General features: G+C 46.5%; 20 protein-coding genes. 3 read left to right on the top strand and 17 right to left on the bottom strand.

Going from position 1 to position 23,267, the window contains the following annotated elements; all coding sequences use genetic code 11:
- Window positions 1-67: 67 nt before the first annotated feature.
- The 3 genes from MKY42_RS15755 to MKY42_RS15745 all read right to left on the bottom strand — a co-directional run bounded on the left by MKY42_RS15755 (window position 68) and on the right by MKY42_RS15745 (window position 5,214).
- The gene (locus MKY42_RS15755; protein WP_339852414.1) at window positions 68-1,639 is read right to left on the bottom strand and encodes a response regulator; all 1,572 of its coding nucleotides are present in this window, start codon (window positions 1,637-1,639) and stop codon (window positions 68-70) included.
- Between the two features lie 2 nt (window positions 1,640-1,641).
- On the bottom strand, window positions 1,642-3,456 hold the full coding sequence (locus tag MKY42_RS15750; protein ID WP_339852411.1) for a histidine kinase: 1,815 nt from the start codon (window positions 3,454-3,456) through the stop codon (window positions 1,642-1,644).
- 96 nt (window positions 3,457-3,552) lie between these two features.
- A complete protein-coding gene (locus MKY42_RS15745; protein WP_339852408.1) occupies window positions 3,553-5,214 on the bottom strand; it encodes an extracellular solute-binding protein in 1,662 nt (553 codons plus the stop codon).
- Window positions 5,215-5,413: 199 nt separating this feature from the next.
- Here MKY42_RS15745 and MKY42_RS15740 point away from each other — a divergent pair, with 199 nt between their 5' ends.
- Window positions 5,414-5,671: a GlsB/YeaQ/YmgE family stress response membrane protein gene (locus MKY42_RS15740; RefSeq protein WP_090897897.1), complete on the top strand. Its 258-nt coding sequence runs from the start codon at window positions 5,414-5,416 to the stop codon at window positions 5,669-5,671.
- Between the two features lie 151 nt (window positions 5,672-5,822).
- Here the strand turns inward: MKY42_RS15740 and MKY42_RS15735 are convergent, their stop codons facing one another.
- The 6 genes from MKY42_RS15735 to MKY42_RS15710 form a co-directional block, all read right to left on the bottom strand.
- Window positions 5,823-8,474: an ABC transporter permease gene (locus MKY42_RS15735; protein WP_339852405.1), complete on the bottom strand. Its 2,652-nt coding sequence runs from the start codon at window positions 8,472-8,474 to the stop codon at window positions 5,823-5,825.
- Window positions 8,467-9,156, bottom strand: coding sequence for an ABC transporter ATP-binding protein (locus tag MKY42_RS15730; protein ID WP_090897891.1), 690 nt, complete (start codon window positions 9,154-9,156; stop codon window positions 8,467-8,469). The genes MKY42_RS15735 and MKY42_RS15730 overlap by 8 nt, the downstream gene beginning before the upstream one ends.
- Before the next feature lie 98 nt (window positions 9,157-9,254).
- Complete coding sequence (locus MKY42_RS15725; RefSeq protein WP_179264870.1) at window positions 9,255-10,514, bottom strand: HAMP domain-containing sensor histidine kinase; 1,260 nt, start codon at window positions 10,512-10,514, stop codon at window positions 9,255-9,257.
- Window positions 10,514-11,215 (bottom strand): response regulator transcription factor, encoded by a 702-nt coding sequence (locus tag MKY42_RS15720; RefSeq protein WP_090897885.1) that lies wholly within the window; start codon window positions 11,213-11,215, stop codon window positions 10,514-10,516. Before MKY42_RS15720 ends, MKY42_RS15725 begins: the two co-directional genes overlap by 1 nt.
- Before the next feature lie 359 nt (window positions 11,216-11,574).
- Window positions 11,575-11,898: a methyltransferase type 12 gene (locus tag MKY42_RS15715; RefSeq protein WP_339852401.1), complete on the bottom strand. Its 324-nt coding sequence runs from the start codon at window positions 11,896-11,898 to the stop codon at window positions 11,575-11,577.
- Window position 11,899: 1 nt separating this feature from the next.
- A complete protein-coding gene (locus MKY42_RS15710) occupies window positions 11,900-12,316 on the bottom strand; it encodes a class I SAM-dependent methyltransferase (RefSeq protein WP_339852398.1) in 417 nt (138 codons plus the stop codon).
- Window positions 12,317-12,429: 113 nt separating this feature from the next.
- On the opposite strand from MKY42_RS15710, the gene MKY42_RS15705 reads away from it, so the two are divergent.
- Together MKY42_RS15705 and MKY42_RS15700 are read left to right on the top strand one after the other, a co-directional pair.
- Window positions 12,430-13,632 carry an MFS transporter gene (locus MKY42_RS15705; RefSeq protein ID WP_110000101.1) on the top strand — a complete coding sequence of 401 codons (1,203 nt, stop codon included), beginning with the start codon at window positions 12,430-12,432 and terminating at the stop codon, window positions 13,630-13,632.
- Window positions 13,625-14,266: a TetR/AcrR family transcriptional regulator gene (locus MKY42_RS15700; RefSeq protein ID WP_179264872.1), complete on the top strand. Its 642-nt coding sequence runs from the start codon at window positions 13,625-13,627 to the stop codon at window positions 14,264-14,266. Before MKY42_RS15705 ends, MKY42_RS15700 begins: the two co-directional genes overlap by 8 nt.
- A gap of 198 nt (window positions 14,267-14,464) precedes the next feature.
- On the opposite strand, the gene MKY42_RS15695 is transcribed toward MKY42_RS15700, so the two are convergent.
- The 8 genes from MKY42_RS15695 to MKY42_RS15660 form a co-directional block, all read right to left on the bottom strand.
- Window positions 14,465-15,094 carry a hypothetical protein gene (locus tag MKY42_RS15695; RefSeq protein ID WP_090897873.1) on the bottom strand — a complete coding sequence of 210 codons (630 nt, stop codon included), beginning with the start codon at window positions 15,092-15,094 and terminating at the stop codon, window positions 14,465-14,467.
- A 339-nt stretch (window positions 15,095-15,433) separates the two neighbouring features.
- Entirely contained in the window at window positions 15,434-16,981 is a 1,548-nt protein-coding gene (locus MKY42_RS15690) for a right-handed parallel beta-helix repeat-containing protein (protein ID WP_339852393.1), read from the bottom strand.
- 50 nt (window positions 16,982-17,031) lie between these two features.
- On the bottom strand, window positions 17,032-17,988 hold the full coding sequence (locus MKY42_RS15685; protein ID WP_339852390.1) for a carbohydrate kinase family protein: 957 nt from the start codon (window positions 17,986-17,988) through the stop codon (window positions 17,032-17,034).
- A complete protein-coding gene (gene melA / locus MKY42_RS15680; protein ID WP_339852387.1) occupies window positions 17,985-19,286 on the bottom strand; it encodes an alpha-galactosidase in 1,302 nt (433 codons plus the stop codon). Before melA ends, MKY42_RS15685 begins: the two co-directional genes overlap by 4 nt.
- 18 nt (window positions 19,287-19,304) lie before the next feature.
- The gene (locus tag MKY42_RS15675; RefSeq protein ID WP_076288557.1) at window positions 19,305-20,129 is read right to left on the bottom strand and encodes a carbohydrate ABC transporter permease; all 825 of its coding nucleotides are present in this window, start codon (window positions 20,127-20,129) and stop codon (window positions 19,305-19,307) included.
- A gap of 22 nt (window positions 20,130-20,151) precedes the next feature.
- The gene (locus tag MKY42_RS15670; protein ID WP_339852383.1) at window positions 20,152-21,087 is read right to left on the bottom strand and encodes a sugar ABC transporter permease; all 936 of its coding nucleotides are present in this window, start codon (window positions 21,085-21,087) and stop codon (window positions 20,152-20,154) included.
- Between the two features lie 15 nt (window positions 21,088-21,102).
- A complete protein-coding gene (locus MKY42_RS15665; protein ID WP_339852380.1) occupies window positions 21,103-22,395 on the bottom strand; it encodes an ABC transporter substrate-binding protein in 1,293 nt (430 codons plus the stop codon).
- A 70-nt stretch (window positions 22,396-22,465) separates the two neighbouring features.
- Entirely contained in the window at window positions 22,466-23,266 is an 801-nt protein-coding gene (locus MKY42_RS15660) for a DeoR/GlpR family DNA-binding transcription regulator (RefSeq protein WP_110000093.1), read from the bottom strand.
- Between the last annotated feature and the right edge of the window lies 1 nt (window position 23,267).

Below are 23,267 nucleotides of genomic sequence, written 5' to 3'. Positions count from 1 at the left end.
ATGGCATAATCCGCTGAAAGGTACAATTATTTTTGTTGTATCCCATTTTTTTGGGTTTTGATTCAATTTATAGATAGGTACTGTGGTATTGCACTTCACGTTCTCCTTTTTGGCGCATCATTTGTCGATATTCTGTGGGTTGGATATGCATCGCAAGGCGGAACGCCCGCGTAAAGCTTTTATAGTTTTCATAACCAACCATAGCAGCAACTTCAACAATCTTATGATCGGTTTCGGCTAGGAGTCGCCGCGCTTTATCCAAACGTACATCTCGCAGGTATTCGGCAAAACCTTTGCCAATATTCTTCTTGAACAGATTTGAGAAATAAGCGTAATTAAGCGACACATGATTGGATACCATCGCGAGATCCAGCGGCTTATGATAGCTTTCGTGTATAAAACGGATGGCTTCATTTAATTCCTGCGAATTGCGATAGCTGCACTTATATTCAAAATAGAACTGATTCAGCCGAAGCAGTTGCTGTTGCAGCGCTTGAATATAATCCCGCATCCCAGGATAATCAAAGAGATTACGCAAAGATTCAAGCTCCAGCGCTTCTTCCCCCATGTAGGGGCGAATAACTTGTTCATACTCCTCCATCATCTGCACTGTTGCGCCGCAGAGCTGCTGGGTGTAGCGAATATGATAGCGCTGCAGCACATTTTTGTGAAATATTGCGGAAATGCCCTGAGCTATTCTACCACTGTTGTCGGTCCCGACAGACTGAAACAGATCATACAGCTCTTCATAGGGAAGTTGCCACTGCTGCTCCATATGCTCAATATGTGCCGGCAGAATGATATATAGATCCGGAAACAGGTAACTATGACGGTATAGCTCAAGCAATTGTGCATAGCTGCCAGGCAGCGTTTTTAATCCTTGCTGCGGGTCAGTCATAACGGTTATCGCGTCGATCATTCCTTCCTTGAGCGCCGCTGGCAAAGCATCCGGATCTATCGCTGCATTCACTGCAAGAATTAGGTACGGGCTGTGCTGCAAACAAATACAACCTTGTCTACCAAACACACCATAAGCAATAGCTTCCATGCTATGGACACTGCTCGCCCCCGGCTGGTTAATCCAGCATTTCTCACGCAGCAAGCATAGGCGATAATGGTGCCACAGCGCAGGAGTTTGTTCCTGAATTTGGAGAATCCAGGCTTCATCGTTTAACGCACCCTGCATAAACATTTGTAGCCCTTTACGATCTGTCTCTCGTGCGAGACGGGAGACATGCTGCATATTGTGCGTAAGGGCCTGCCGTGTCTGGATTTCTTGCCATACATGCTCCAGTGAAGTTTGCAGATCCTCTCGCTTCAGAGGCTTTAACAAGTATCCCTTTGCCCCAAATTCGATGGCTTTTTGGGCATATGTAAAATCACTATAACCGCTAATAATGAGGTATTCCACCTCAATGCGCTCCTCTTTGGTCTGTGCCATCAGTGCCAGCCCGTCCATGTCCGGCATCCTAATGTCAGTAAGAACGATATGAATGGTATGTTTGCGCAAAAGAATTAGCGCCTCCATCCCGCTTGCGGCACAGTAAATGTTGTTCAGCTCCAGAGGAAATTGATGCAGCATCGCCTGCAGACCGTCACGTATGTGCTTTTGGTCGTCCACAACCAGAATATTGATCACTCCTACCACCCTCCAAGATTTACATTTTCCCAAGGTAAACGTATCGTTACACAGGTATAAGCGCCTTGAACACTATCAATCCAAAGACCGCAGTCCTTTCCATAATGAAGCTGCAGCCGTTTATTAACATTTTCCAAACCGAGTCCATTCTTGCTGGTAACCATCGGCGAATCCGAGTCTCCCCGCAGTGCCGCTTGCAGTCGAACTAACATCTCCGGGTCTACGCCCTCTCCATCATCTTGTATGTTAATGAGCAATCGGTCATTCTGCACTGAAACGGTGATCTGAATACACACACTCCCGCCTGACGGTGCAGCGTGATGCACTGCATTTTCCACGATGGGCTGCAAGCACATTTTAGGAATCGCATAGCGGAGCACCTCCTGCGGGAGATCTGCCTTCAACATGATGCTGCCGCCTTCCATCAAATTAATAAATTGAATGTAGCTTTGAATGTTGGCAAGTTCCTCACGAAGGGCAACGGTGTCGCTGCGCCACTGCATGCTGTAGCGAAGTTGCGAACCTAACGATACCAATGAATTCGCAATAGCGGGTTGCCGTTGAACCTCTGCGATCATTCGAATAGATTCCAGTGCGTTATATAAAAAATGAGAGTTGATTTGCGAATGCAGGGAATGCAGCTGTGCGTTTTTGGCGATCAATTGTTTGTCCACAACCTGCGTCATCAGATGTCTGACCTCATGCAACATTTTGTTGTAGCTCACAGCCACTTCATCGATCTCATCCCCTCTTTCGTTCTCATCAAGGCCGGTATCAATCATTGCATCCAGTTGCCCTTTTCGTACTTGACGCATTGAAGCCAGTACGCTGTCCAGCCGACGGAAAATGCGCCGAGTTGTATGTGATACGATCAGCATGATGAGCAGCAATACACATAATGTAATCGATACCACAAATGCGTACCAGCTGCGTGGCCCCTTCATCAATGCCTGATGGGAGGCGATATCGACCACATACGTGTTTAGCGGAGCGATGTAGCGATATAGGGCATAGTAGCTCTGATCTCCTACCTTAATCTTAACGGGATTTTCCTGTGGCAGTACATCCAACTGACGATGAATACCGCCAAGGATATCGTCCAGTCCTTCTCCGGCTTGTCGAGAAAACTCATGCTGCGGATTATACACATATTGGGGAGGATCGCTTTCGTTCATCAAAACAGAAAAAAAGTTTCCCTTGCTCTCCCGGAGCAGATCGCTGAAAAACATACTGTGCGGGACGCGAATTTCCATAATACTAGGTCGTTTTTTCTCCTGACCCTGAAGGCGAACCAGCCGGAAGTAAGATAGTGTATGTTCACCATTCTTAAAAGAAAATAAGCGGTAAGCCGCACCACCTTCATCCCGAAGCTTTGTCCAGTAATCCTGCGGCCAAAATTTCTGATAATGATAGATTTCAGGCCAGATTTCATACAAATTTGGGTTATCCACGTAAAAGCTGAGCTCACTAATCATCGCATTGCTTTGAATGATGTTTTGCATTTGCTCAAATTGGTTTTGCTTAAATTTCACCAGTCGCAGTCCATCCACAAGCATATTGGAATGAATAAAATCCACAAATGACTTTTGAGTGAGCGCAGTGTTGGAAGCGTTCTCAATGATATCCATTCTACTGCGCAATTGTTCGTTTAACCATGAAACGTGACTGTTGCCTGCTGCCATAGCGTCCTTGTATAGCTGGGTTTCCTGCATCCGAATATATAAAAAGGATACCAAAATAACAGGTATGGCAATCATCAGGCTAAATGCCAGAAACAGCTTTTGGGAAATACGGGCATTGCGATAAAGCTTCCTCAATCTCGTTAGTAGGTATTTCATTCTGATGTATTCACCACCTTTGTTATACCATATATTACTAGTTATCTGATAGAAAGCGAGGATGTGAGGGAATGGTTATTCAGCCATCTTGGCTTTTCGCGCCTCCAGCTCCGTCTGACGGTATTCCATCACCTGGTTAAAGCCGTAGTTCACACGACGTATCAGAAAATTCTCAAAAATTTTGTCAAAGGCAGCTTCATCCTTCGCTGTAATCAGTTCAGGCAGCACTTCTTCCCAATTCTGAGAAATACGCGACCAGGATAAGGCTATATCGGAATCTCCTACAGGATCAATTCCCTTGTAGATGCCGCTGTCCATATCCGCCTGTTTGTTCGCGAAATCCTCCATTTGCTTAACCGATGGCGCCTTCTCCGGTCTCCACTGGTTAACGAAGGCAGGGTTTCGCAGCATCCAGTAAGTATCCATGATGCCGTATTCCTTTTCTAGCCGCTCCCTATCCGTGTCAAGCAACTGGACCATTTCCGCCTTCAACTGCGGTTTCCCATTCACCATCGCCCATGTTTCGCCTTCTTTGCCGAGAAATACATCCCTTTGCCCTTCTTCGCTGGCCAGATAGGTCAAGAAGCGGATGGCTCGTTCAGGATTCTTGGTGGATTTGCTAATCATCGTAACCATCCAGCCATTCATGCTGCCGGGGAACAGTTTGGCGGATTCTCCCCTGCTGTTCCGGGGTCCATCTACAGCAATATAGTATGAACTCTGATTCGTACGGACTGCCAGCTTCGAATTGAGGTCTGCTATGTCTGTCCATTCTCGAATCATCATAAAATATTGGGCATAGTTGGTTTTTTCCTGCACCTGTGCGCTGGAGTCGACCAGGAAATCAACGTTAATCAGGCCCTGCTCGTAAGCGGTACGAAATGTTTTCAGCCACTGAATATAATCGGGATCTGTCATTCGGTCGTATACTTTACCGTTCTGTTCATGGGGGATCGCGAGCAAATTTTGCAAATATTCGGTCATCCCGTAAGATGCATTCCCCTGTGCCCAAAACGGACTGATCAGTTGGCCTTTATAAACAGGATATTGATTCTTCAGCAATTGCAGTGCATTTAGAAAACCTTTCGGCGTGCTGAGGTCCGGTTTGCCCATCGACTCATACAGATCTTTACGTACGAGAAAGGTTTGGTTCGCTCCCGTCAAACCGGTTGCACGCATCTGTTCGGGACTGTACGCATCATTGGGAATGACATAGGTATGGCCATCTTCCTGCCGATACCATTGTAGAGCACCATCACCTGCTACCTTGTAAAAGTACGGATCATACTGCTTGGCTAGCTCCTCCAGAGGATAGATGAGATTGCTCTCCCGAAGCTTGTTAACCGCACTTTCCCAGGAGCCGATGGTTATTAAATCCGGCAGACTACCGGTCGTCAACATCCGTGATAACATCTCGCTTGGTTCACCAGTTGATACTTCAAATTCGATATTGACCCCTGTTTTTTGGGTGACATATTCGGAAGTCAGGCTTTCACCCCAAGTGTGTCCGTACCATTCGGCTCCAACGAACCACGTTAGATTCACGGGTGTGGTATCCAGCTTCCATGCCGGTTCTTCCGGATCCATACTGAGGCTCTGCACAAGCTCCGTTGAGTCAGCCTCTGTCATTGCAGCACCCTTATCTTCCGATTGTTCTGACTCGGAACAAGCCGCCAAGCCTGACATCAGAAACATCATCAACAAGGCTAAACTAAAAGGCCTTCGAAATATGAACATTCGAGCTCCTCCTTTCTATACCGGCCAACTCCAATCCCAATCTGCATCTGCACCAGCATTCATACGAGTGGTGGTACAACCGATTTTACTACCCTTGGATTAAAATGGAAATGATTTCATGGTTGATTCTCAGATGATCCGCAACATTCCGCCTGACGAAACATAACTTGTAATAAACCAATGGAAGGGAGACCAATTCTTGTATCTAATCTGGATACTCATTGTCGGTGGGCTTATTGGCTGGTTAAGCGGCAATCTGATTGGGCGGGACGTGCCGGGAGGCGTGCTTGGAAATATCATTGCTGGCTTTATTGGATCATGGTTAGGGTATGAACTGTTGGGACCGAGGGGGCCGGTAGTGGGTGGATTTCATATCATACCCGCGATCGTCGGGTCGGTCATTGCTCTCTTGATTTTCTATGCTCTGGCGCGCGGTGGAGCGTTCCGAAGACGTTAACAGACGTAAGACGTAAACCTGTTGTATATTGGATAATCCTGATCAGAGACGCTGTGACATTAGCGACTTTCACCGGGGTTATTTTTTTTGAAGCACCGCCCAGTGAATGATCGCCAATGACATGCTCTAGCAGACAGGTTTTTCACAAGGTCTAGTTTTCCCCGCGTAACCCGTCAGTAATTTTAACACGGCCTAGTCGTCTCAATGGCCAGTAGGACGCCATCAGCGTGGCGGCGATGGCACCCAAGCTGGCCATGCCGATGCTGCTCCAGGGTATGACCCATTCCAGCTGTACAGCATTTCTCATCAGATAGGCCACCCCATAGCTCAAACCTGTTCCCAGGAGGCTTCCATAAACTGCTGCGAAGACACCGTAAAACACTCCTTCCAGGAGAACCATCTTACCAATCTCCCTTTGAGTCATACCAATTGCCTTCAATACGGCAAATTCTTTTGTTCTAAGAATAAGATTGGTGCTGACGGTATTTAAAATGTTCAGAAAGGCAATCGCGACTATTACACCGATAAAGCCATACAGGAATATATCCAAGGTCTTGGCGTCGTTTTGGTCTTGTTTCATTTCTTCTACCCGATCACGATAACTATAGGCTGCATCCTTCTGGACAAGGCTTTTGAGATAACTGGTAATGGGCTTGTTGTCTGCCTTCGGATTAGCCTGAATTAATATTCTGCCATAGGAATTATCACCAGTGATGTTCTCTATCACCTGGGGTGTCGTTATCAATTCAAGAACTGCACTTTCCCCATATCCCTTGGAGAGCGGCTCTTTATCTGCTGTTCCCACAACGGTAAGCATCTTGTAATCCCGATCTCCTTCCAGAGATCGTACTGGAATCCGGTCCCCTACCTTGAAGCGGGTTTGATCAATGATCATACGCTTTCCTTGTTCTGTTGTCATGCTGATTTTTTGGATTACGATGACACCATTTTCATCGTTCATTTGGCTTACATTAATGCTTCCCGAAGTCAATTTAGTTCGAAGTTCATGAAGTCCGTTAATGCCGTAAGACACCAGATAGTTGTTGTCTGTCCGATATCCGTTCTCCTTTTCAACCGTGTACATCCCCTTCCGATCCTTGTAATACTCAGGGTTCACCTTTTCTTTTGGAATGATCGCCTGAACCTGATGATTATAAAATGTATAGGCTTGGTCAACCGCATCAAGTGTGGTCATATTGGTGTACACAGCGTTCGGGATGCGTTTGGACGCCCCCTCATACTCCAGCGAATAGGAGTAATCAATGCCGGATGCGGATGTTGTCTCCAGATAACTCGCCAGCCCACTGAATACGATATACAACACGATGCTAATGATCATGGAGAATGCCGTGATCCGAAATCTTTTTTTGTTACGCCGTATATTTCTGCTGGCGAAGCGTCCTTCGAAACCCAGCCATCGGCTGCTCATATAAGATTGGCGCTTGAAGCTACCCGGTTCTATTACCGTACTACCCGAGGCTTTCAGGGCTTCAAGTGGTGAAACGCTGGAAGCCATCTTGGCGGGTCCAAGGGCTGACACATAAACAGTCAATAATCCTAACCCCGCTGCAGCAACCATAACGGGTAGTGAAACAATCATATGCATATCGTTCAAGAAGCCTAACGTCAGCAGGCTGATATTATAAAACAACACTTTCATGAGAATCGTTCCTGTAAATAAACCGATGGGAATCGCAACTAAACTAAGAATGGCTGCTTCCTTCAGTACGATCTTGCGAATCTGATCTGGTGTTGCACCAATACACCGAAGCATCCCGAATTGTGATATGCGCTCCAGCACCGAAATATGGAACGTATTATATATGACTGCGCTCGTGCATCCCATAATAATGAGAACAATTGCTGAAAATGCGAGAAGCGAGCTTTGGTTAACATTTTTATAGGTACTCTTTCCATACAGCTTCAGCAGCTCATTATTAAATTCGATGCTTGCATTCTTGCTGACCGCTTCCCGATTCAATGCCTGGGCAGCACCCTGATCAACTTTTCCCCAAGCCAGGGATGAAAGAATGGCCTCACTCTTCTCGCGAATGTTGTCCATTGATTTCATGGTGGCATAGATAAAATACGTTTTGGACGGATCTGTCTTTTGATGATCGTCATACGTAATGGCTGAATAGATAAAGGTTGACGACCATGTCACATTTTTGGCAGGCTTCATAATCCCTACAACGGTATACTTCTGTTTGGTTCGCGGCTGGAACTTCTCATCCAGATCCCAACCGTAATCACCGATTGTATTAGCACTCTTCACCTTTCCAGTGGAAGCCACAAGCCGATCACCGAGGTTCAGCGTGATGTTGTCGCCGATTGTCGGCTTGGAAGCAAAATACTCCAGACTCCAGGATGACAATATAATTTCATTATCTTTTTGAGGCAAACGGCCGCTCTCCAGCTGAATCTGCAGCTTATTCATCGCCTCTGAATCGTATCCTTTGACATTTAAATAGCGATAAGGCGCAGAAAACGGATTTTCCTTTTTCTCTTTTTCACTTGTAGAACTAATCGCTGCATAACCGACGCGGTGAAGGACGCCTGCACTGCCTATAACAGCGTGGTTGATAATACGGGAAACGTCCTTCCCAGGAACTCCCTTGAATGAAACCTCATAATCCCCGTATTCCTGTGTTGTCTGTCGTATCAGCTTGTCCTGATAACTAATGGCGAGTGTTCCGACAGCGGTGAGAAGCGTTACCGATAAAATGATTCCGACAATGGTAAGTATGGAACGTTTTTTCTGACCGAGCAGATATTTCTCCGTAAGTCTCGTATACTTATGCATCGTGCTTGCCCCCGGATTGCTGCATCAGAACTCCATCTTTAATGTTTACGATTCGATCGGCTCTTTGGGCGACATTGGAATCGTGCGTAATCATGATCAGCGTTTGATTATATTTCCGGACTGAGAAGGTGAGCAAATCGACGATCTCTTTACTGTTTTTGCTGTCCAGATTACCTGTAGGTTCATCAGCCAGAATGATGGATGGTTTGTTAATCAAGGCTCGACCAATAGCTGTACGTTGCTGCTGCCCGCCAGACAACTGGTTTGGCAGATGAAGTTTTCTGTCACTCAGACCGAGTACGTTCATTAATTCGTCTGCGTAGCTTTCGTCCGTTTTTTTGTTGTCGAGCAGCATCGGCAGCTTGATGTTTTCTTCAGCACTCAATACCGGAATCAGGTTATAGGCCTGAAAAATAAATCCAATTTTGCGTCTTCTGAATATAGCCAGATCTTTCTCACCAAGAGAATACAAATCTGTGTTATCAATGATCACTTGACCACCAGTTGGGCGATCCACACCACCAAGCAGGTGCAGTAAAGAACTTTTCCCCGAACCACTGGCACCAACAATGGCGACAAATTCCCCACGTTCAACCGTTAAGTTGATATTCTTCAATGCTTCGACCCTTGCATCGTTGCTTCCGTATGTTTTGCATAAATCATGGGTCTTTAAAATTTCCAAGACATGTGCCTCCTTTAGAGTTGTGAATGTTTGCTGTAACTTATATTAGTTATTATAGGCACGGAAGCTTACGTTAAAGTGAAGAGGAAGCTTACGTTTTAGTAAGCTTCCTCTTCATGCACAGTTTTAATGAATGTAATTCTGAATTCGGAACCCTTCCCGGGTTCACTCGATACCGAGATGGTGCCTCCCAGACCTTCAATAATTGATTTGGTCAGGGATAGACCGACTCCTGTACTATGCGGCTTGGCGTTGCTCCTCCCTCGGTAAAATCTGGTGAATACATTGGGTATCTCCTCCGGTTTGATGCCTTCCCCTTCATCCCGAATGACGATTGAATCAAACAATGAATCCTCTTCCAGTGTAATATACACCTTGCCCGACACCGGGGAGTGTTCAAGCGCATTTTTGGTCAGATTGATGATGGCCTCGGTTAACCATTCTTCATCCGCGTGCAGGAACATCTCTTCCCCGCCCCGAATGAGAATGGTCTGTTCCTTTTGTTCTGCCAAGGCATGCAAAGATAACGCCGTTGACTCGACAATGTCTTTTGGTCTGACCTTTTGCTTGTGAAAAACAATTGCACCCGCTTCCACCCTTGCCAGCTTCAACAAGCTGATGATCAGCCACTCCATGCGCTCAATCTGTTGCCTGCTTCGCTCCAGAAAAATTTTTCTTGTCTCCAATTTCATTTCGGAATTATCCAGCATGTTTTCATTAAAAATAAGCAGGGATGCCAAAGGTGTTTTGAGTTGATGCGATATATCCGTGAGCAGATGGCTTAGAAATGTTTTCTCCTGTTTAAGCTGCTCCACACTATGACTCAGTCTGCCTGCCATCAGATTGAAGCTGTGGCCAAGCGCACTGAGATCCCCCTCCATGCTTTCCGGTAAGGAAGTATCAAAGCGACCTTCAACGACCTGCTCTGCTGCAAACGCAACATTGCGAATTTTGCAAAAAAGTTTGCGGTACTCCCAAAATAAAAGCAACAATACAGGGATACCAAACAGAAAACAGATCACTGCAGCATTCACAGGCAATCTTGTGCCAGAGAGTGCAGGCTGATCTTGAATCGTCATCTGTTCCGTATACCCGTATTGGGACAATATCCGTTTACCCAGTGCAATGTCCTTTTCATTCGCACCCTGAGTAACATGATGAATGAGCTGTGGTTCCAGCTGGGGCTCCTTGCTCAGGACTTGTCCAACGAAGGCTGCCTGTTGATGAACAATGGCATCATTGATTTTTTGAAGCTGAACGTTCATCAGAAGATATACGCATAATGCCAAAAAAAGCTGCAATATGATCAACTTGGCGGCGACAGACTTCCATTCCGGATTACGGATCACTTCATGCATCAGCTGTATACTCCTGTCGTTTCAGCATTCCATTTGTATCCAACGCCGCGAATCGTAACAATATATTGAGGTGCAGCGGGAGTCTGCTCCACTTTTTCCCTAAGTCTTCGAATGTGCACCGACAACGTATTGTCGTCAATGAATTCGCCGGAGACATCCCATAATTTTTCAAGGATTGAGGTTCTGCTGCAGATTTGCTTTGGGTTGGACATCAGCATCAGGAGCAGCCGAAACTCCATGCTGGTCAGCAAAACTTCCTTTTTATTTTTGAGAACGGCCCCTTCAAGGACCCGAACTTCAAATTCACCGGACCTCCATATATTCGACTTCTGTTCAGGGTGAGGATGACGCCGCAAAACCGCTTTGATTCTGGAAAGCAATTCCTTGGTGCGGATCGGCTTGGTCATGTAATCGTCTGCACCCAGATCGAGTCCCGCGACCACGTTGGTTTCTTCGTCCAGTGCAGTCAGAAAAATAATAGGAACCTGAGAATCCATGCGAATATCCCTGCACAATTCATATCCTGTTCCATCAGGCAAATTAATGTCCAGCAGAATAATATCCACTTCCGTCTGTGCGAGCGCAGCTCTGGCTTCCTTCAGGCTTCCGGCATGAACGACCTCATAACCTTCATTCGTCAAGGTATACTCTATCCCGAATACAAAATTTTCGTCATCTTCTACAAGTAAGATGCGTTTCATCCAAACACCCCCATTATAGCGTAACCTTATCTATCCAAGCGTATGTGCTCAATCATTCTACTAAATGGACATATTGAATTTCAAGAGACGGAATGTCTACGTGCTTTTGAAATACATACATTGGTGTTCAACACAAAAAGACAACCGATGCGATGCCACGCATGGATTGTCTGACAGGAAGAATTATAGAATGAGCAGTCCAGACCTATCGTATACACACGTTCAGAAACAAGTGACAATTTTTCATTCACGGGCCGCAAATTTATGAAATCCATCGCTTCAACAAACGAGATACAACCGCATTTTTATATTGTCATGTCAAACCTTTCCCTTTCTTCTTATGTAATCTCAATTCAACTTTATACTTTCCTGCATACGCTGATCACTAGCGGGCTTGATGGTTCAAAAGATGTTTTATCCCAGTTCGCATATTGATGTTCTACGATAAAGCCATGGCTTGTCAGCAGATGCTGAAGGGCCTTGTTATCCGTAAAGCGGCAGGCAATTCGAGATATGGTTTTGCGGTGTCCCCAATCCCGAATCGTAACCCAGTGCATGATCTGCTTCCCCGCATCATAGGTTTGGGTTCCGGATACCTTGACGGTGACGCCATCCGTATCGACAAACGTGGCCCAACTCTCTTCTTCCTCGTCAGACAAATCATTGCCTTCCGGGTTTCTCATCTCAAAAACAAATATGCCGCCAGGCTCCAGATGGGCATAAACGGTTTGCAGCAACGCAATCTGAATCCTCATCGCTCAGAAATGCCTGAAATGCGTTTCCTGTCAAATAAATCATGGAAAAGCGCTGATCAGATTCAAAGGTCCGAGCATCTGCTTCAATAAATTCAACCGGCAGATCCTTCGCTTTGTGCCGCGCATAAGCCAGCATGGGCTCTACGATATCCACACCGGTTATCTGAATGCCCGCTTCGGCTAAATAAATGGTGGTTAATCCGGTTCCGCAAGCAAGCTCAAGCACGTTCCCCGGATGGCTCTTTGCCAACTCAAGGAAAAAGTCATACTTGCCGGTCTCACCGCCAAATTCCAGATCATAGTTCATGGGCTCCTGGTATTCTTCCAGATTGTTGTGGTCAATCAATAAGTTTCACCCTTCTTCCAAAAAAATGTATTTACAACTGGGATTATAGCATATTATGATGGTTTACAGATTGTAAAGGTTAACACTGTGTAAACAAAGGAGAATGCTTCATCATGAGTTCACTACCCAAGTCCGTCCGATTCCCGCTTTTTATTCTCATGTTAAATCTGTTCATTGCCTTATTGGGGCAAGGCATGTTGATCCCCATATTGCCTGAGTACCTTAAGCTTTTTCATGCAGGAGGTACGGTTGCCGGATTTTTGGTAGCTGCATTCGGAGCTGCTCAATTCCTCTTCTCTCCACTCGGAGGACAATGGGCTGATCGCTTTGGACGAAAAAAATTGATTATGGCCGGCATGTTTCTTGTTGTTGTGTCGGATATCATATTTGCATTGTCCACCTCCCTGCCTCTCCTCTATATCGCACGTTTCATCGGCGGAATCAGTCTGGGTTTGATGGTTCCGGCCAATCTGGCCTATGTTGCCGACATTACAACACCGGAGACCCGGGCAAAGGGCATGGGTTATTTCGGTGCCGCCATGAACCTCGGTATGGTGCTTGGACCCGGTCTTGGCGGCTTGATTGCGGAGATGGGTGTGCGCATGCCCTATTTCTTTGCTGCCGGATTGGGACTTGTTGCAGCCTTGCTCACGCTGCTGCTTCCTGAGACACTTCCGCCTGAGAAAAGGACGAGCGCTCATTCGAAAGGGAAAGGGTTCGCTATCGGAAAACAATTCTGGAGTTCATTCCAGGTTCCCTATTTTGGCTACTTGTTGATTATTCTGGTGATGACCTTTGGTCTGATGAGCTACGAGACGGTCTTCTCTCTTTTTGCCGAGCATAAATACGGCTTTAATGCTTCAACCATCTCCATCATCATTACGATGGGAGCGATCATTGGTATTGTAGTGCAAATTTGGCTGCTGGACTTCTTTGTGAAAAGAATGGGAGAGATCAAGCTCATTCGCCTGTCCTTAATCATTACACCCATTGCGCTCTTGCTGATGTTAATTAAGGTCAACCTGCTGTTCCTGTTATTCGCATCAGCACTGTATTTTGCTTTTAATGCTTTTTTGCGGCCGACAGTCAGCTCGCTTATTTCCAAAAACGCAGGCGATCGACAAGGATATGCGTCCGGATTAAATACAACCTATTCCAGTCTTGGTACGGTGTTCGGCCCTCTGGTAGCCGGTCTGCTGTTTGACAAAAACGTGAACTTCCCGTATATTTTTGGTGCCATTATGCTTTTGGCCGCATGTTCCCTTACGTTAAAAGCACATCGTTCCAGGAAAGGACTGCCCTATACAAGTGAATGAAAACTGGCATCAGCAGATAAAGAACCAACATCGTGATGATCTGATTGAAGCAGGCAAGGAGCTCTTTTTGAAGTACGGATTGCTTCAGGTGAAAATCAAGGACGTATGTACCAAGGCGGAGCTTAGCCGAGTGACGTTCTACAAACATTTTCAATCGATGGATGAGCTGCTGCTTACGGTACAGATGCAGCTGGTTGAGAAATTAACGGATCATGTCAGGCATGCCGCTATCCCGAATGAGAGTGGTCGTGAGCAGCTTGCAGCTATGTTGAACGCGTGGGTCCATTTTGCACAGAATCATCCCGACCATATACGCTTTATTCAATTATTTGATATTAATTATGAGGTTTATGATTTTCATCCGGAGTTAAGAGAAGTGTATGACCGTTTCACCCAGAACGGTAAGGAAAATCACTTCCTGCTGGGGGCACTAACTACAGGGATTGCTGATAGCAGCATCCAAAATCCCTCCCCTCCGCTCAAGCTTGCACAGTTTATTTTCACGGTGATGATGGGCATGCTTCAGAAAATGGTTACAAGCCGCTCCAATGACCTTTACCCTCCGGATGATCAGATGACTGAGCAATTGGTGAATATGCTGCTGCATTATGCGTGTAACGAGGACCAGAGATAAGAATGACAGGAAGATACCGAATCAAAATGATTCACAGAAAGAATAGTCAGGTAAACTGCACTAAATTAGATTGTACAAAAGAAGCCCTTCACGAAATGGTTGCATGACACGTCCATGCTACAAAGGAAGGGCTTCTTTCAATTGTTGAGAGCGCAACTGTACTAGACTCTTCATAATGCAGTTCATTGATGGTACGTGTTATTCTTCTGCATAACATCTTTCATACTCTTTAACCAGCATATAACGCTGGGCACCGTTGGTGGCACTCACTGCTTCCTCAGCGTGCTGAATGGCCATCTCACGATGACCTAATTTACGTTCAATTTCGGCCAGCAGTGCAGATTGCATCCATCGTCTTCTAATGGATTTCAGGTGCTCCCTGGCTTGCTCACCCATCCCTTCTTCTATAAGTAGACATGTTTCGTAATATGTACGATAATCGGATCTGCGCATATTGGGTACGGCTTGCCGAACAATGAACATATCCTTGCGATAAACACCGTAAGCTGCCTGATATATCGCTTGCATTGATTTATTCGTTGAGTTGTTTCTGAGTTTCTCCATCGTGATTTCGACTTCTTCATCAAGTCTGTTGGCAGTCACATAATAAAAATAGATATAGGGCTTATAATGATTTCTTCGTAAAAAATTCTCTACACGATCCATCCTTTTTTCCCAAGCCATGGGATACCAAACGTAAATGGTAAAAGCAATAAGAGTGGTAGCAAGCATCATGCCTGCGACCAGAAAAATCGATTGTCCATTCCACAGCATCACAAGGCCAAAGACAAATAAAGCAGCATAATACACAACTTCCCGCCTATCCATTTCTATCTTCACCTCCCTCCAACATCCATATTAAATAAGCATCTAGTATATCAGAATAAACTCCGCAATTGTATAAATTTAGGTGGCCCATGTATTAGCATCAATCACAGGGACAAATATGATCGTTGCACCATTAAAAATGAGTTGGATTTGGTTAGGTTCCAACCCATTTGTTTCTCCGTTGCACAAAAAAACGAGCAGGCCACATAGGTGACCTGCCCGTTAACTTATTGAATCAGCGGACAAAAATGGATCCGTTCGTTAAATGAGACAGTCGTAATCGAACAGGGTTTGTCCACCATGGATACTTGTATCTTTCCATTCGTTCGATTATAAGTCTCACTCGTAAGCACCGATATTCACGGCAGCTCCCTGTACTCTCGGTTTCCCCTCAATATCCAGTGTTCCGATAATGGCATTGTCCGTGTTCCCGGCATCAATCGCTGGAGATGAAGATTGAAGATGGAAATCGTATGCTGAAGCATTCACAAATTTGGGATCAATGAACAAGGAATGCGCGTCATTGCCAGTTCCCGTTTTATAAGCGGAGAATCCTGTATAATCTTTATTTTTCCATGTCCAGCTCGCTCCATTACTGCCGCCAGGGGCGAAATAAAGATTATAATCTACAACGTTTCCGGAATTCTTGGTGTATTCATTGTAAATCAATACATCTGTGGAGCTGGCTACGAAAATGTTGTTCTTAATTACGTTGTTTTGCGTGTCATACTGAACGAAAAGCTGGCCGCTGCCATCGCCAAGCGTGTCATTTTTGTATACGGTATTGTTAACGATCTTACAGTTTACTGTGGAGCCGCGTTTGGTATCATACCCACCCATCGCAATGCCGGTGAGTCGGTTGTTGTAGACTGCGTTGCTGCGAACAGTAATATTGCTGGTGGATTTACCGGCATGCTCGGACGCAATCTCGATACCGATATCATTGTTGTAGCTGTAGTTCTGTTCAATAATACTGTCCTTGCCACCATCGACATAAATGCCATCGGCCGCATTGCTGTTATTCGGAAGTGACTTTCCATAGGAAGGATTATTATTGGAAGAGATATTGTAGACCTTGTTCCCCTTCACGAGTCCGTTCCGTACCTGATCGTAAGCCGTATTCGGTGCTTTCCCCTCAAAACCGATGAGATCAATACCGATGTTGTCGTTATCGTGAATGACATTATTCGTCACCGAGAAGGTGTCCACGTTCCCGTTAAGAACCAGCGATTCGCTGGAGCCGAGCACGAGATTGTACAGTTCATTACCATTAATCGTAATATCGTGAATGGAGTCCGGTGCCTTTGTACCATATACGGCGATCCCATGTGCATCACGACCCAGCAGATCACTGCCAGTTGGAGTGGCTGTGTTCTTGATATCATGGACTTTGTTGCCCGACAAATTGATGAAGCTGCCTGATCCGTGAACATAAATGCCTACGGGCATGACGTCCTTGGTAGCTGTAGTATAATTGCGAATTTCAAATCCCTGAAGGGTAACGTAATTTACATCGGTCAGGTCAATCAACCCTTCAATCCCGCTAACCGAAAGTCCTGTGCCGTCAATAATCGGAGTCTCCGTGCCATCGTTAGTGAATACAGTCGGTCCCTGTGAAGCGGAGCCTGAGCGGGTGATCTTCAGCTTCTGGTTGTACACACCGCCACGAACATGCACTGTACTGCCTGCTGGAACAGCATCCGCTGCGTGCTGAAGGGTCTTCCATGGCGCGCTGCTTGTTCCCGCATTAGAGTCATTTCCGTTTGTTGCCACGTAGTAATCCGTACCTGCTGCACCAGCAGATGAGGACCATTCAATTCCTGAAACCAAACCTATCCCTACTGCCATACTTAATCCCACCAGCAATGTTTTACCGAATTTCAACATATCCTCAGCTCCCTTTGATCCATTTGGTTGTGTTAGATTAAAATCAGGATTTATTGTTCATGTTCAGCCTGCAAAAGAAGCACAGATTCCATCGTCGGCAGGCTTCCTGTGCCACCAATGCCAAGTGTGGACAATGCTCCACATGCATTGGCAAATTGCAGCAGTTCACCGCTTCGCATCCCAAGCAAGTATCCATATATGATGCCTGCGTTGAAACAGTCGCCTGCTCCAGTCGTATCGACTGGGGTCAACGTGTAAGATCCGGCCGATATTGTACTTTCGTCCAGTTCGCGTAGTGTAGCACCTTTTGACCCTTGTTTGACCGCTACAATTCCTGCCACAGCAGGAAGCATGGAATCAAGCACATGGCTTACCCCGTCGGCAGGGAAAATGTGCAGCAGTTCATCCTCACTGGGAATAAACAAATCCGTCACGGTCAGCAGTGAACTTATCCCTTCGCGGTCCCATTGATTGGATACATCCCAGCCGGTATCAAAAGACGTGCTGATTCCATCTGCCCGCAATCTTGTAAAGAGCTCTCTCCAATGAGGTCTCATTCCATCCTGCAAATAATAGGAACCAAAATGAAGATGCGTGGCCTGCTGCAACAGCGACTCTGGAATATAATCCGGTTTCAACAACGGGATGCTGCCAGCGTATGTTAACAACCCTCGGTCGTCAGGTGTGGAAAGGGACAGTGTTACACCTGTCTTGATGCCAGACAATCGCGTTACATGCTCTGTATTCACGCCCATACGCTTCAGCTCAGCTATACAGAATTTGCCGAAATCGTCATCTCCCACTACGCTGACGAATCTCACATCCGCTCCCAGGCTTGCCAGCGCACAGGCCGTAATTGCTGAAGAGGAACCAAGTACAATCTCGAAGCCATCAACCATTTTCTCCCGATTCCATTCCGGCATGACATCCGTTCCCGATACAATGACGTCTACATTTAGCTCGCCAGCGATGACAACAACGGGACTTGTTTGCTGTCTCTGCATCATTTCAATACCGGAACAAATCCCTGTTCCGCCTCATACAGTTCATCGAACATACTTCCGATCTCCTCCAGGGAGCATACGGCAGCAGTTAGCGGGTCGAGCATCAGTGCATGACGAGCCATTTCCCTGTCTCCCCTCCGCACAGCTTCCACAGCCAGATCAAAAAAAGCCATGTTCGAGCGGCACAATGCGGCCAAATGCTCGGGCAATCTTCCAAAGCGACAAGGCTGAATGCCTTTCCCATCAACGAGACAGGCCACTTCCACCACACCATCAGCCTGTAGATTTTCAATCAACCCCCGGTTGGGAACATTACCATAAATGACCTTCGGCTCATTCTTCAATACTGCTTCGATGATGATGGCTGCGTATTCATTGCTGGATTTCAGCTCAAGCGGTTCCGTTCCTTCAAGCTGTGAAACGATCTGCTCATCATTCTCTCTCCGCCAGATCGGCCAGTTGTCAGCATAGAAACCGGTAGCTCCGTTATAACCTGCGTTGCAGTGCTGGTCGATAAGCGATTGGCGTTTACGGTAATATGGAATATATTCCGAGAAATGGCCGCTGGATTCCGAGACGAAAGCACCCAGGTATTTCATCGCATCAAAGCGGACCGGGTCCTGCCGCAACAGTTCAGGAGTTTTCATTTTCTCCAGTAGTACTGGATACAGATCCCTCCCGGCGTGCGACAGCTCCACAAACCAGGACATGTGGTTAATGCCTCCAGCTTTCCATGACATCTCTTCATATGCAACTCCGGCATATTCGGCCAGTTGAGCCGACGTATTCTGAATGGAGTGGCATAGTCCCACTACCGGGATATCTGTAATGCGGGAAGTCAGGAGTGTAACCGCAGACATCGGGTTGGTATAGTTCAGAATGATGCAGTCTGGGCAGAGCGCTTCGATATCCCGCACGATCTCTATCCAGCTGGGAAGGGTACGGAGTGTCTTGAACAATCCTCCGGGTCCCAACGTATCACCAATGCACTGCTTTACCCCGTATTTCAGCGGAATTTCATATTCATAACGAACCGTCTCCAGCCCGCCTACTTCAATTTGGTTAATCACGAACTGTGAACCGCCGATGACCTCTCTGCGATCCGTAGAGGCAATCACCTCCCATGTCTTCCCTGTCCGTTCTACGATCTGAAGCACCAGCCTGCGTGCCAACTCAAGCCGCCGCTCGTCAATATCAACCAGGGCAATGGTGCCACCCTCCAAGCCTTCAATCAGCAGGATATCCATAGCGATCTCTCGCGTAAATGCACTGCCTGCTCCGATAATTGAGATTTTAGTCATAACTCTTCTCCTCACCCGTTATTTCATGCCCGTCATAGCTAGGCCTTTGATAAATTGCTTCTGGAAGATCAGGAACATTATAATAACCGGTATTGTAATCAGTACCGCAGCTGACATGACGACGTTGTAATTTACCTGGTGCGTTCCGTTAAAATAGACCAATGCCAGCGGAACGGTCATCTTGCTCTCATCATTTAATACAATCAGTGGCCACAGGTAGTTATTCCAGGAGTTCATAAACGTGAATATCCCCAACGCTGACAGCATCGGCAGAATAAGCGGCATAACGATGCGAAGCATCAGCCTGAATTCGCCAGAACCGTCCATCCTTGCTGCCTCCAGCAGCTCCTGTGGAATCTCTTCTATGAATTGTTTAGCCAGAAATACACCGTAAGAACTGACCAGATTGGGCAAAATAATCGCCAGCAAATGGTTAACCAGTCCAAGCTCAGCGGTGATCAGATACGTGGGAATCATAATAACCTGAAAGGGAATCATCATGGTTGCCAGGATCAGAATGAACAGCAGTTTCTTGCCTTTAAACTGATGCTTGGCAAATACATATCCGGCTAGAGCGCTGGTAAACAGGGTGACCACCGTTATGATGACGGAAGTCACCAGACTGTTCAGCAGCCACGTAACAAACGGCGCCTCGCTAAAAACCGTTCGGTATCCGTCCAGACTCGGCTTACTTGGAAAAAAACCGCCGGAACCTGAGACGATGTCCATGTTACTTTTCAGCGATGACAGCACCATCCAGACATAAGGCAAAAGCATAACACAAGCTATAACTGCAAGAACTGCGATAGTAAACCCTTCCCACAGGCTGAATTTACGCGGCATCGGCTTCTTCTCCCCTCTCCTCTCAATGTTCCCATTGCGTGCGTCCCCATCGAAGTTGCAGCAGCGTCACAAGCAGAATGATCATTAGAAACACGGTTGCCATAGCAGATGCGTACCCCATATTGGAGCTGGAGAATGCCTGTTCATAGATTTGCAGTGACAGCACTCGTGTTTCGTTGAAGGGTCCGCCCTTGGTCATAATCTGAAATTGTGGGAAGGCCTGAAAATAGGAAACCACTGTCGTGATGGATACAAACAGCAACGTTCTGCGCAGCAGTGGCAGTGTGATGTGAAGAAAGACATGCCATCGGCCCGCCCCCTCCAGCGTTGCTGCTTCATAGTACATATCCGGGATGGAATCCAGTCCCGCAATGAAAAGAACGATATTATAGCCAATATCAGCCCACAAGGTCATCATAATGACGGAGTAGAGCGCATAATGCGGATCACTGAGCCACTGGATCGGCGCCATATTCAGCTTAGCGAGAATCATGTTGAACAAGCCGTCATTGTAATTGAACATGGTATTCCATACGATGGCCGTTCCCGCCAGCGGAGCGATCGTGGGAAGAAAGAATACGGTCCGAAAGCCATTTTTAAGCCACGGGATACGGACTCGCTGAATCGCTGAAGCAATTAAAAGCGTAATGACAATGTTGATCAATACAGCGATAAATACAAATTTGAAGGTTACCCACAGTGACTTCAGAAAGATGGAATCCTGGAACATGCGGATATAGTTCTCCGCCCCCACAAATATCGCGTTTGAGCTGAGCGGGTCATACTTGAATGCGGACAAGCCCAGGCTCCACGCGATGGGAAGGAAAGCAAACACCCCGAACAGAAGCAAGATCGGTAAGAGTGAGATGATGATGAACCTTCGTTTTGCCCTGTAAGCTGTTGACTTTACCGCTGGGTTAACCTTGTCCGCCTTGTTGGTAGATATAGCAGTACTCATGCCCCAGCACCCCTATCACTTATGTTGATCCTGATTATTGTTGATCGTCTGTTCGATATTCGCCAATCCGTCCTCGACACTCTGCTGTCCACTGGCCATCAGCTGGAAATTGTCGTTAACCTGCTTGAAGAAGAAATCTCGGTCTGCTATAGGCCCGATCCATTGACCCAACGCCAATATGTCCAGCGAAGGCTTTAGATGAGGATTGTTCTTCAGAAACTCCGGGTTTTCGGCAATTTTTTTTTTGGCTGGAACGGTAAAAGTGTCCGTATTCCATGTCGAGAGGTTGTCCTTCTCCGAGATGAATTGGATGAAATCAAGTGCAGCCTCCTGCTGTTTGCTTTTCTTGGACACCGCAAGCCCCCAACCGGATTCGGCAGCAAAAACGGGCGGATTTTCCGTAAAGGAAGGTACCGAAACGTATTCAAAATCATCAACCTTATAGTTGTTCTGTCCCGCAGCAATCGTCCAGGGACCGCGATAGGTCATGGCTGATTTCCCCTGAAAAAAATAGTCAGAGGTATCCAGCTCACCGCCAAAAGTGGTTAAATCCGCAACTTGATCATCGGCCACGAGCGAGACCAGGGTGGACATCGCTTTCTCCGCCTCCGGTGAGTGGAAATTAACATGTCCGTCTTCACCCATAAAAGTTGCGCCTTGCTGCAAAATAAGGGATAAGAAAGTAAATGTAATATTGTCTGCTGATACAAAATCGAAGCCTTTGACTTTGATGACATTGTTCTCGCGGACAGTCAATTTTTTGGCGTAATCCACAAGCTCTGTCCAGTTGGACGGTGCGTGATCGAAGCCTTGGTCTTTGAGCATCTGCGGGTGAATCAGCATGCCACCGTTCTCAATGTTGTATTCAAGTGGCAGCCCGTATAGCTTGTTATCCCGCAAATATCCCCCCAAGGGGGCATCATAGTACTCTTTTTTCACATTTTCACTATCAGGGATTTCGACAAGCAGATCGTTCTTGGAATATTCGGGTACCCACGTGCCGAAAAATTCGGCAATATCGGGTGGTTTTTTCGCGGAGAATGAGGCTTTCAGCTTCTGGCTGTATACATCATATGGAAAGGTCTGATACTCGATCGTTATATCGGGGTGCAAGGTCTGGTATTTGGATATTAATTTCTTGTATGCGCCCACAATGGCGTCTTCCTGATGACTCCAAAAGACCAGCTTCACCTTGCCTTGCGGGTCTGCGGATGTATCGCCGCCGGATGAGGAGGAGCTGGAACAGCCCGCTTCAGCGAATACAACACAAACCATCGCAATGATTAGCATAAACTTGGAAAAATGCATTCGCATATCCTCCCTTGTCCTGCAAATTAGCCAGCATATGAAGGGAAGGGCGTTTGAGTTTTACGCGTATTTATATAGAAGCAATGGGGTCTGTCGTTGTATGTATTGCAATCTGATGCTCCCGGCACGCCTGCTCAAACCATCCCTCCGGCTGTTTATTCGTAATTACCCCTGTCACCTGTGTTAAGGGAGCAATCGTAAACAAAGCACTTTTCTCAATCTTGCTTTGATCGAATACAGCATAAACTTCGCTGGAACGTTCCATTGTTAATTGGGCAATACGAGCTTCAAGCTCGGAATGCATCGTAAAGCCGAAATTTTGCGTTACTCCGTCCACCCCGAGAAACATTTTCGTAATGTTAATTTTGTCGATCACACTTTCTGCCAGCGGACCGCATAACTCGTAGCTTTTCGACCGCATAACGCCGCCAATCACGACGACCTGAATATCTTCGGCATCAGCCAATTCATAAGCAATATTCACCGCGTTGGTGACAATCGTAATATTACGGTGCTTTTTGAGTGCTTTCGCAATAAAGAACGTCGTTGTTCCTCCCGTCAGGCAGATAATGTCTCCCTCTTTAACAAGGGCTGCCGCCGTGGCCGCAATCCGTTCTTTATCCATCCGTCGGAAATCGCGTTTTGCTGCAAAAGGCAGCTCCGATACTCCCGACGTCAGGCCTCCTTCATATATGGCTCCCCCATTTGTTCGAATAATCTCGCCCGCTTTTTCAAGTGCGTCCAAATCTCTTCTTGCAGTTGCTTCCGAGCAGCCAACCGTTTGGACAATCTCTTGCAGCGATATTTTTCCATGCGATTTAATCAGTTCCAATGTTTGTGCTCTGCGCAGTTCACCCTTTGAATATTGCATA

The sequence above is a fragment of the Paenibacillus sp. FSL W7-1088 genome (assembly GCF_037969855.1).
In the GTDB taxonomy this organism is placed as follows: domain Bacteria; phylum Bacillota; class Bacilli; order Paenibacillales; family Paenibacillaceae; genus Paenibacillus.
The sequence above is the reverse complement of the archived record's forward strand: the minus strand, read 5'-3'. Positions and strand labels throughout refer to the sequence as shown.

Coding starts and splice junctions, on each gene's coding strand:
- melA (WP_339852387.1), bottom strand. CDS start 19,286: ATGACTAAAATCTCAATTATCGGAGCAGGCAGTGCATTTACGCGAGAG.
- MKY42_RS15665 (WP_339852380.1), bottom strand. CDS start 22,395: ATGCATTTTTCCAAGTTTATGCTAATCATTGCGATGGTTTGTGTTGTA.
- MKY42_RS15745 (WP_339852408.1), bottom strand. CDS start 5,214: ATGTTCATATTTCGAAGGCCTTTTAGTTTAGCCTTGTTGATGATGTTT.
- MKY42_RS15690 (WP_339852393.1), bottom strand. CDS start 16,981: ATGTTGAAATTCGGTAAAACATTGCTGGTGGGATTAAGTATGGCAGTA.
- MKY42_RS15660 (WP_110000093.1), bottom strand. CDS start 23,266: ATGCAATATTCAAAGGGTGAACTGCGCAGAGCACAAACATTGGAACTG.
- MKY42_RS15725 (WP_179264870.1), bottom strand. CDS start 10,514: ATGCATGAAGTGATCCGTAATCCGGAATGGAAGTCTGTCGCCGCCAAG.
- MKY42_RS15670 (WP_339852383.1), bottom strand. CDS start 21,087: ATGAGTACTGCTATATCTACCAACAAGGCGGACAAGGTTAACCCAGCG.
- MKY42_RS15715 (WP_339852401.1), bottom strand. CDS start 11,898: ATGAGAAACCCGGAAGGCAATGATTTGTCTGACGAGGAAGAAGAGAGT.
- MKY42_RS15675 (WP_076288557.1), bottom strand. CDS start 20,129: ATGCCGCGTAAATTCAGCCTGTGGGAAGGGTTTACTATCGCAGTTCTT.
- MKY42_RS15695 (WP_090897873.1), bottom strand. CDS start 15,094: ATGGATAGGCGGGAAGTTGTGTATTATGCTGCTTTATTTGTCTTTGGC.
- MKY42_RS15705 (WP_110000101.1), top strand. CDS start 12,430: ATGAGTTCACTACCCAAGTCCGTCCGATTCCCGCTTTTTATTCTCATG.
- MKY42_RS15720 (WP_090897885.1), bottom strand. CDS start 11,215: ATGAAACGCATCTTACTTGTAGAAGATGACGAAAATTTTGTATTCGGG.
- MKY42_RS15685 (WP_339852390.1), bottom strand. CDS start 17,988: ATGATGCAGAGACAGCAAACAAGTCCCGTTGTTGTCATCGCTGGCGAG.
- MKY42_RS15735 (WP_339852405.1), bottom strand. CDS start 8,474: ATGCATAAGTATACGAGACTTACGGAGAAATATCTGCTCGGTCAGAAA.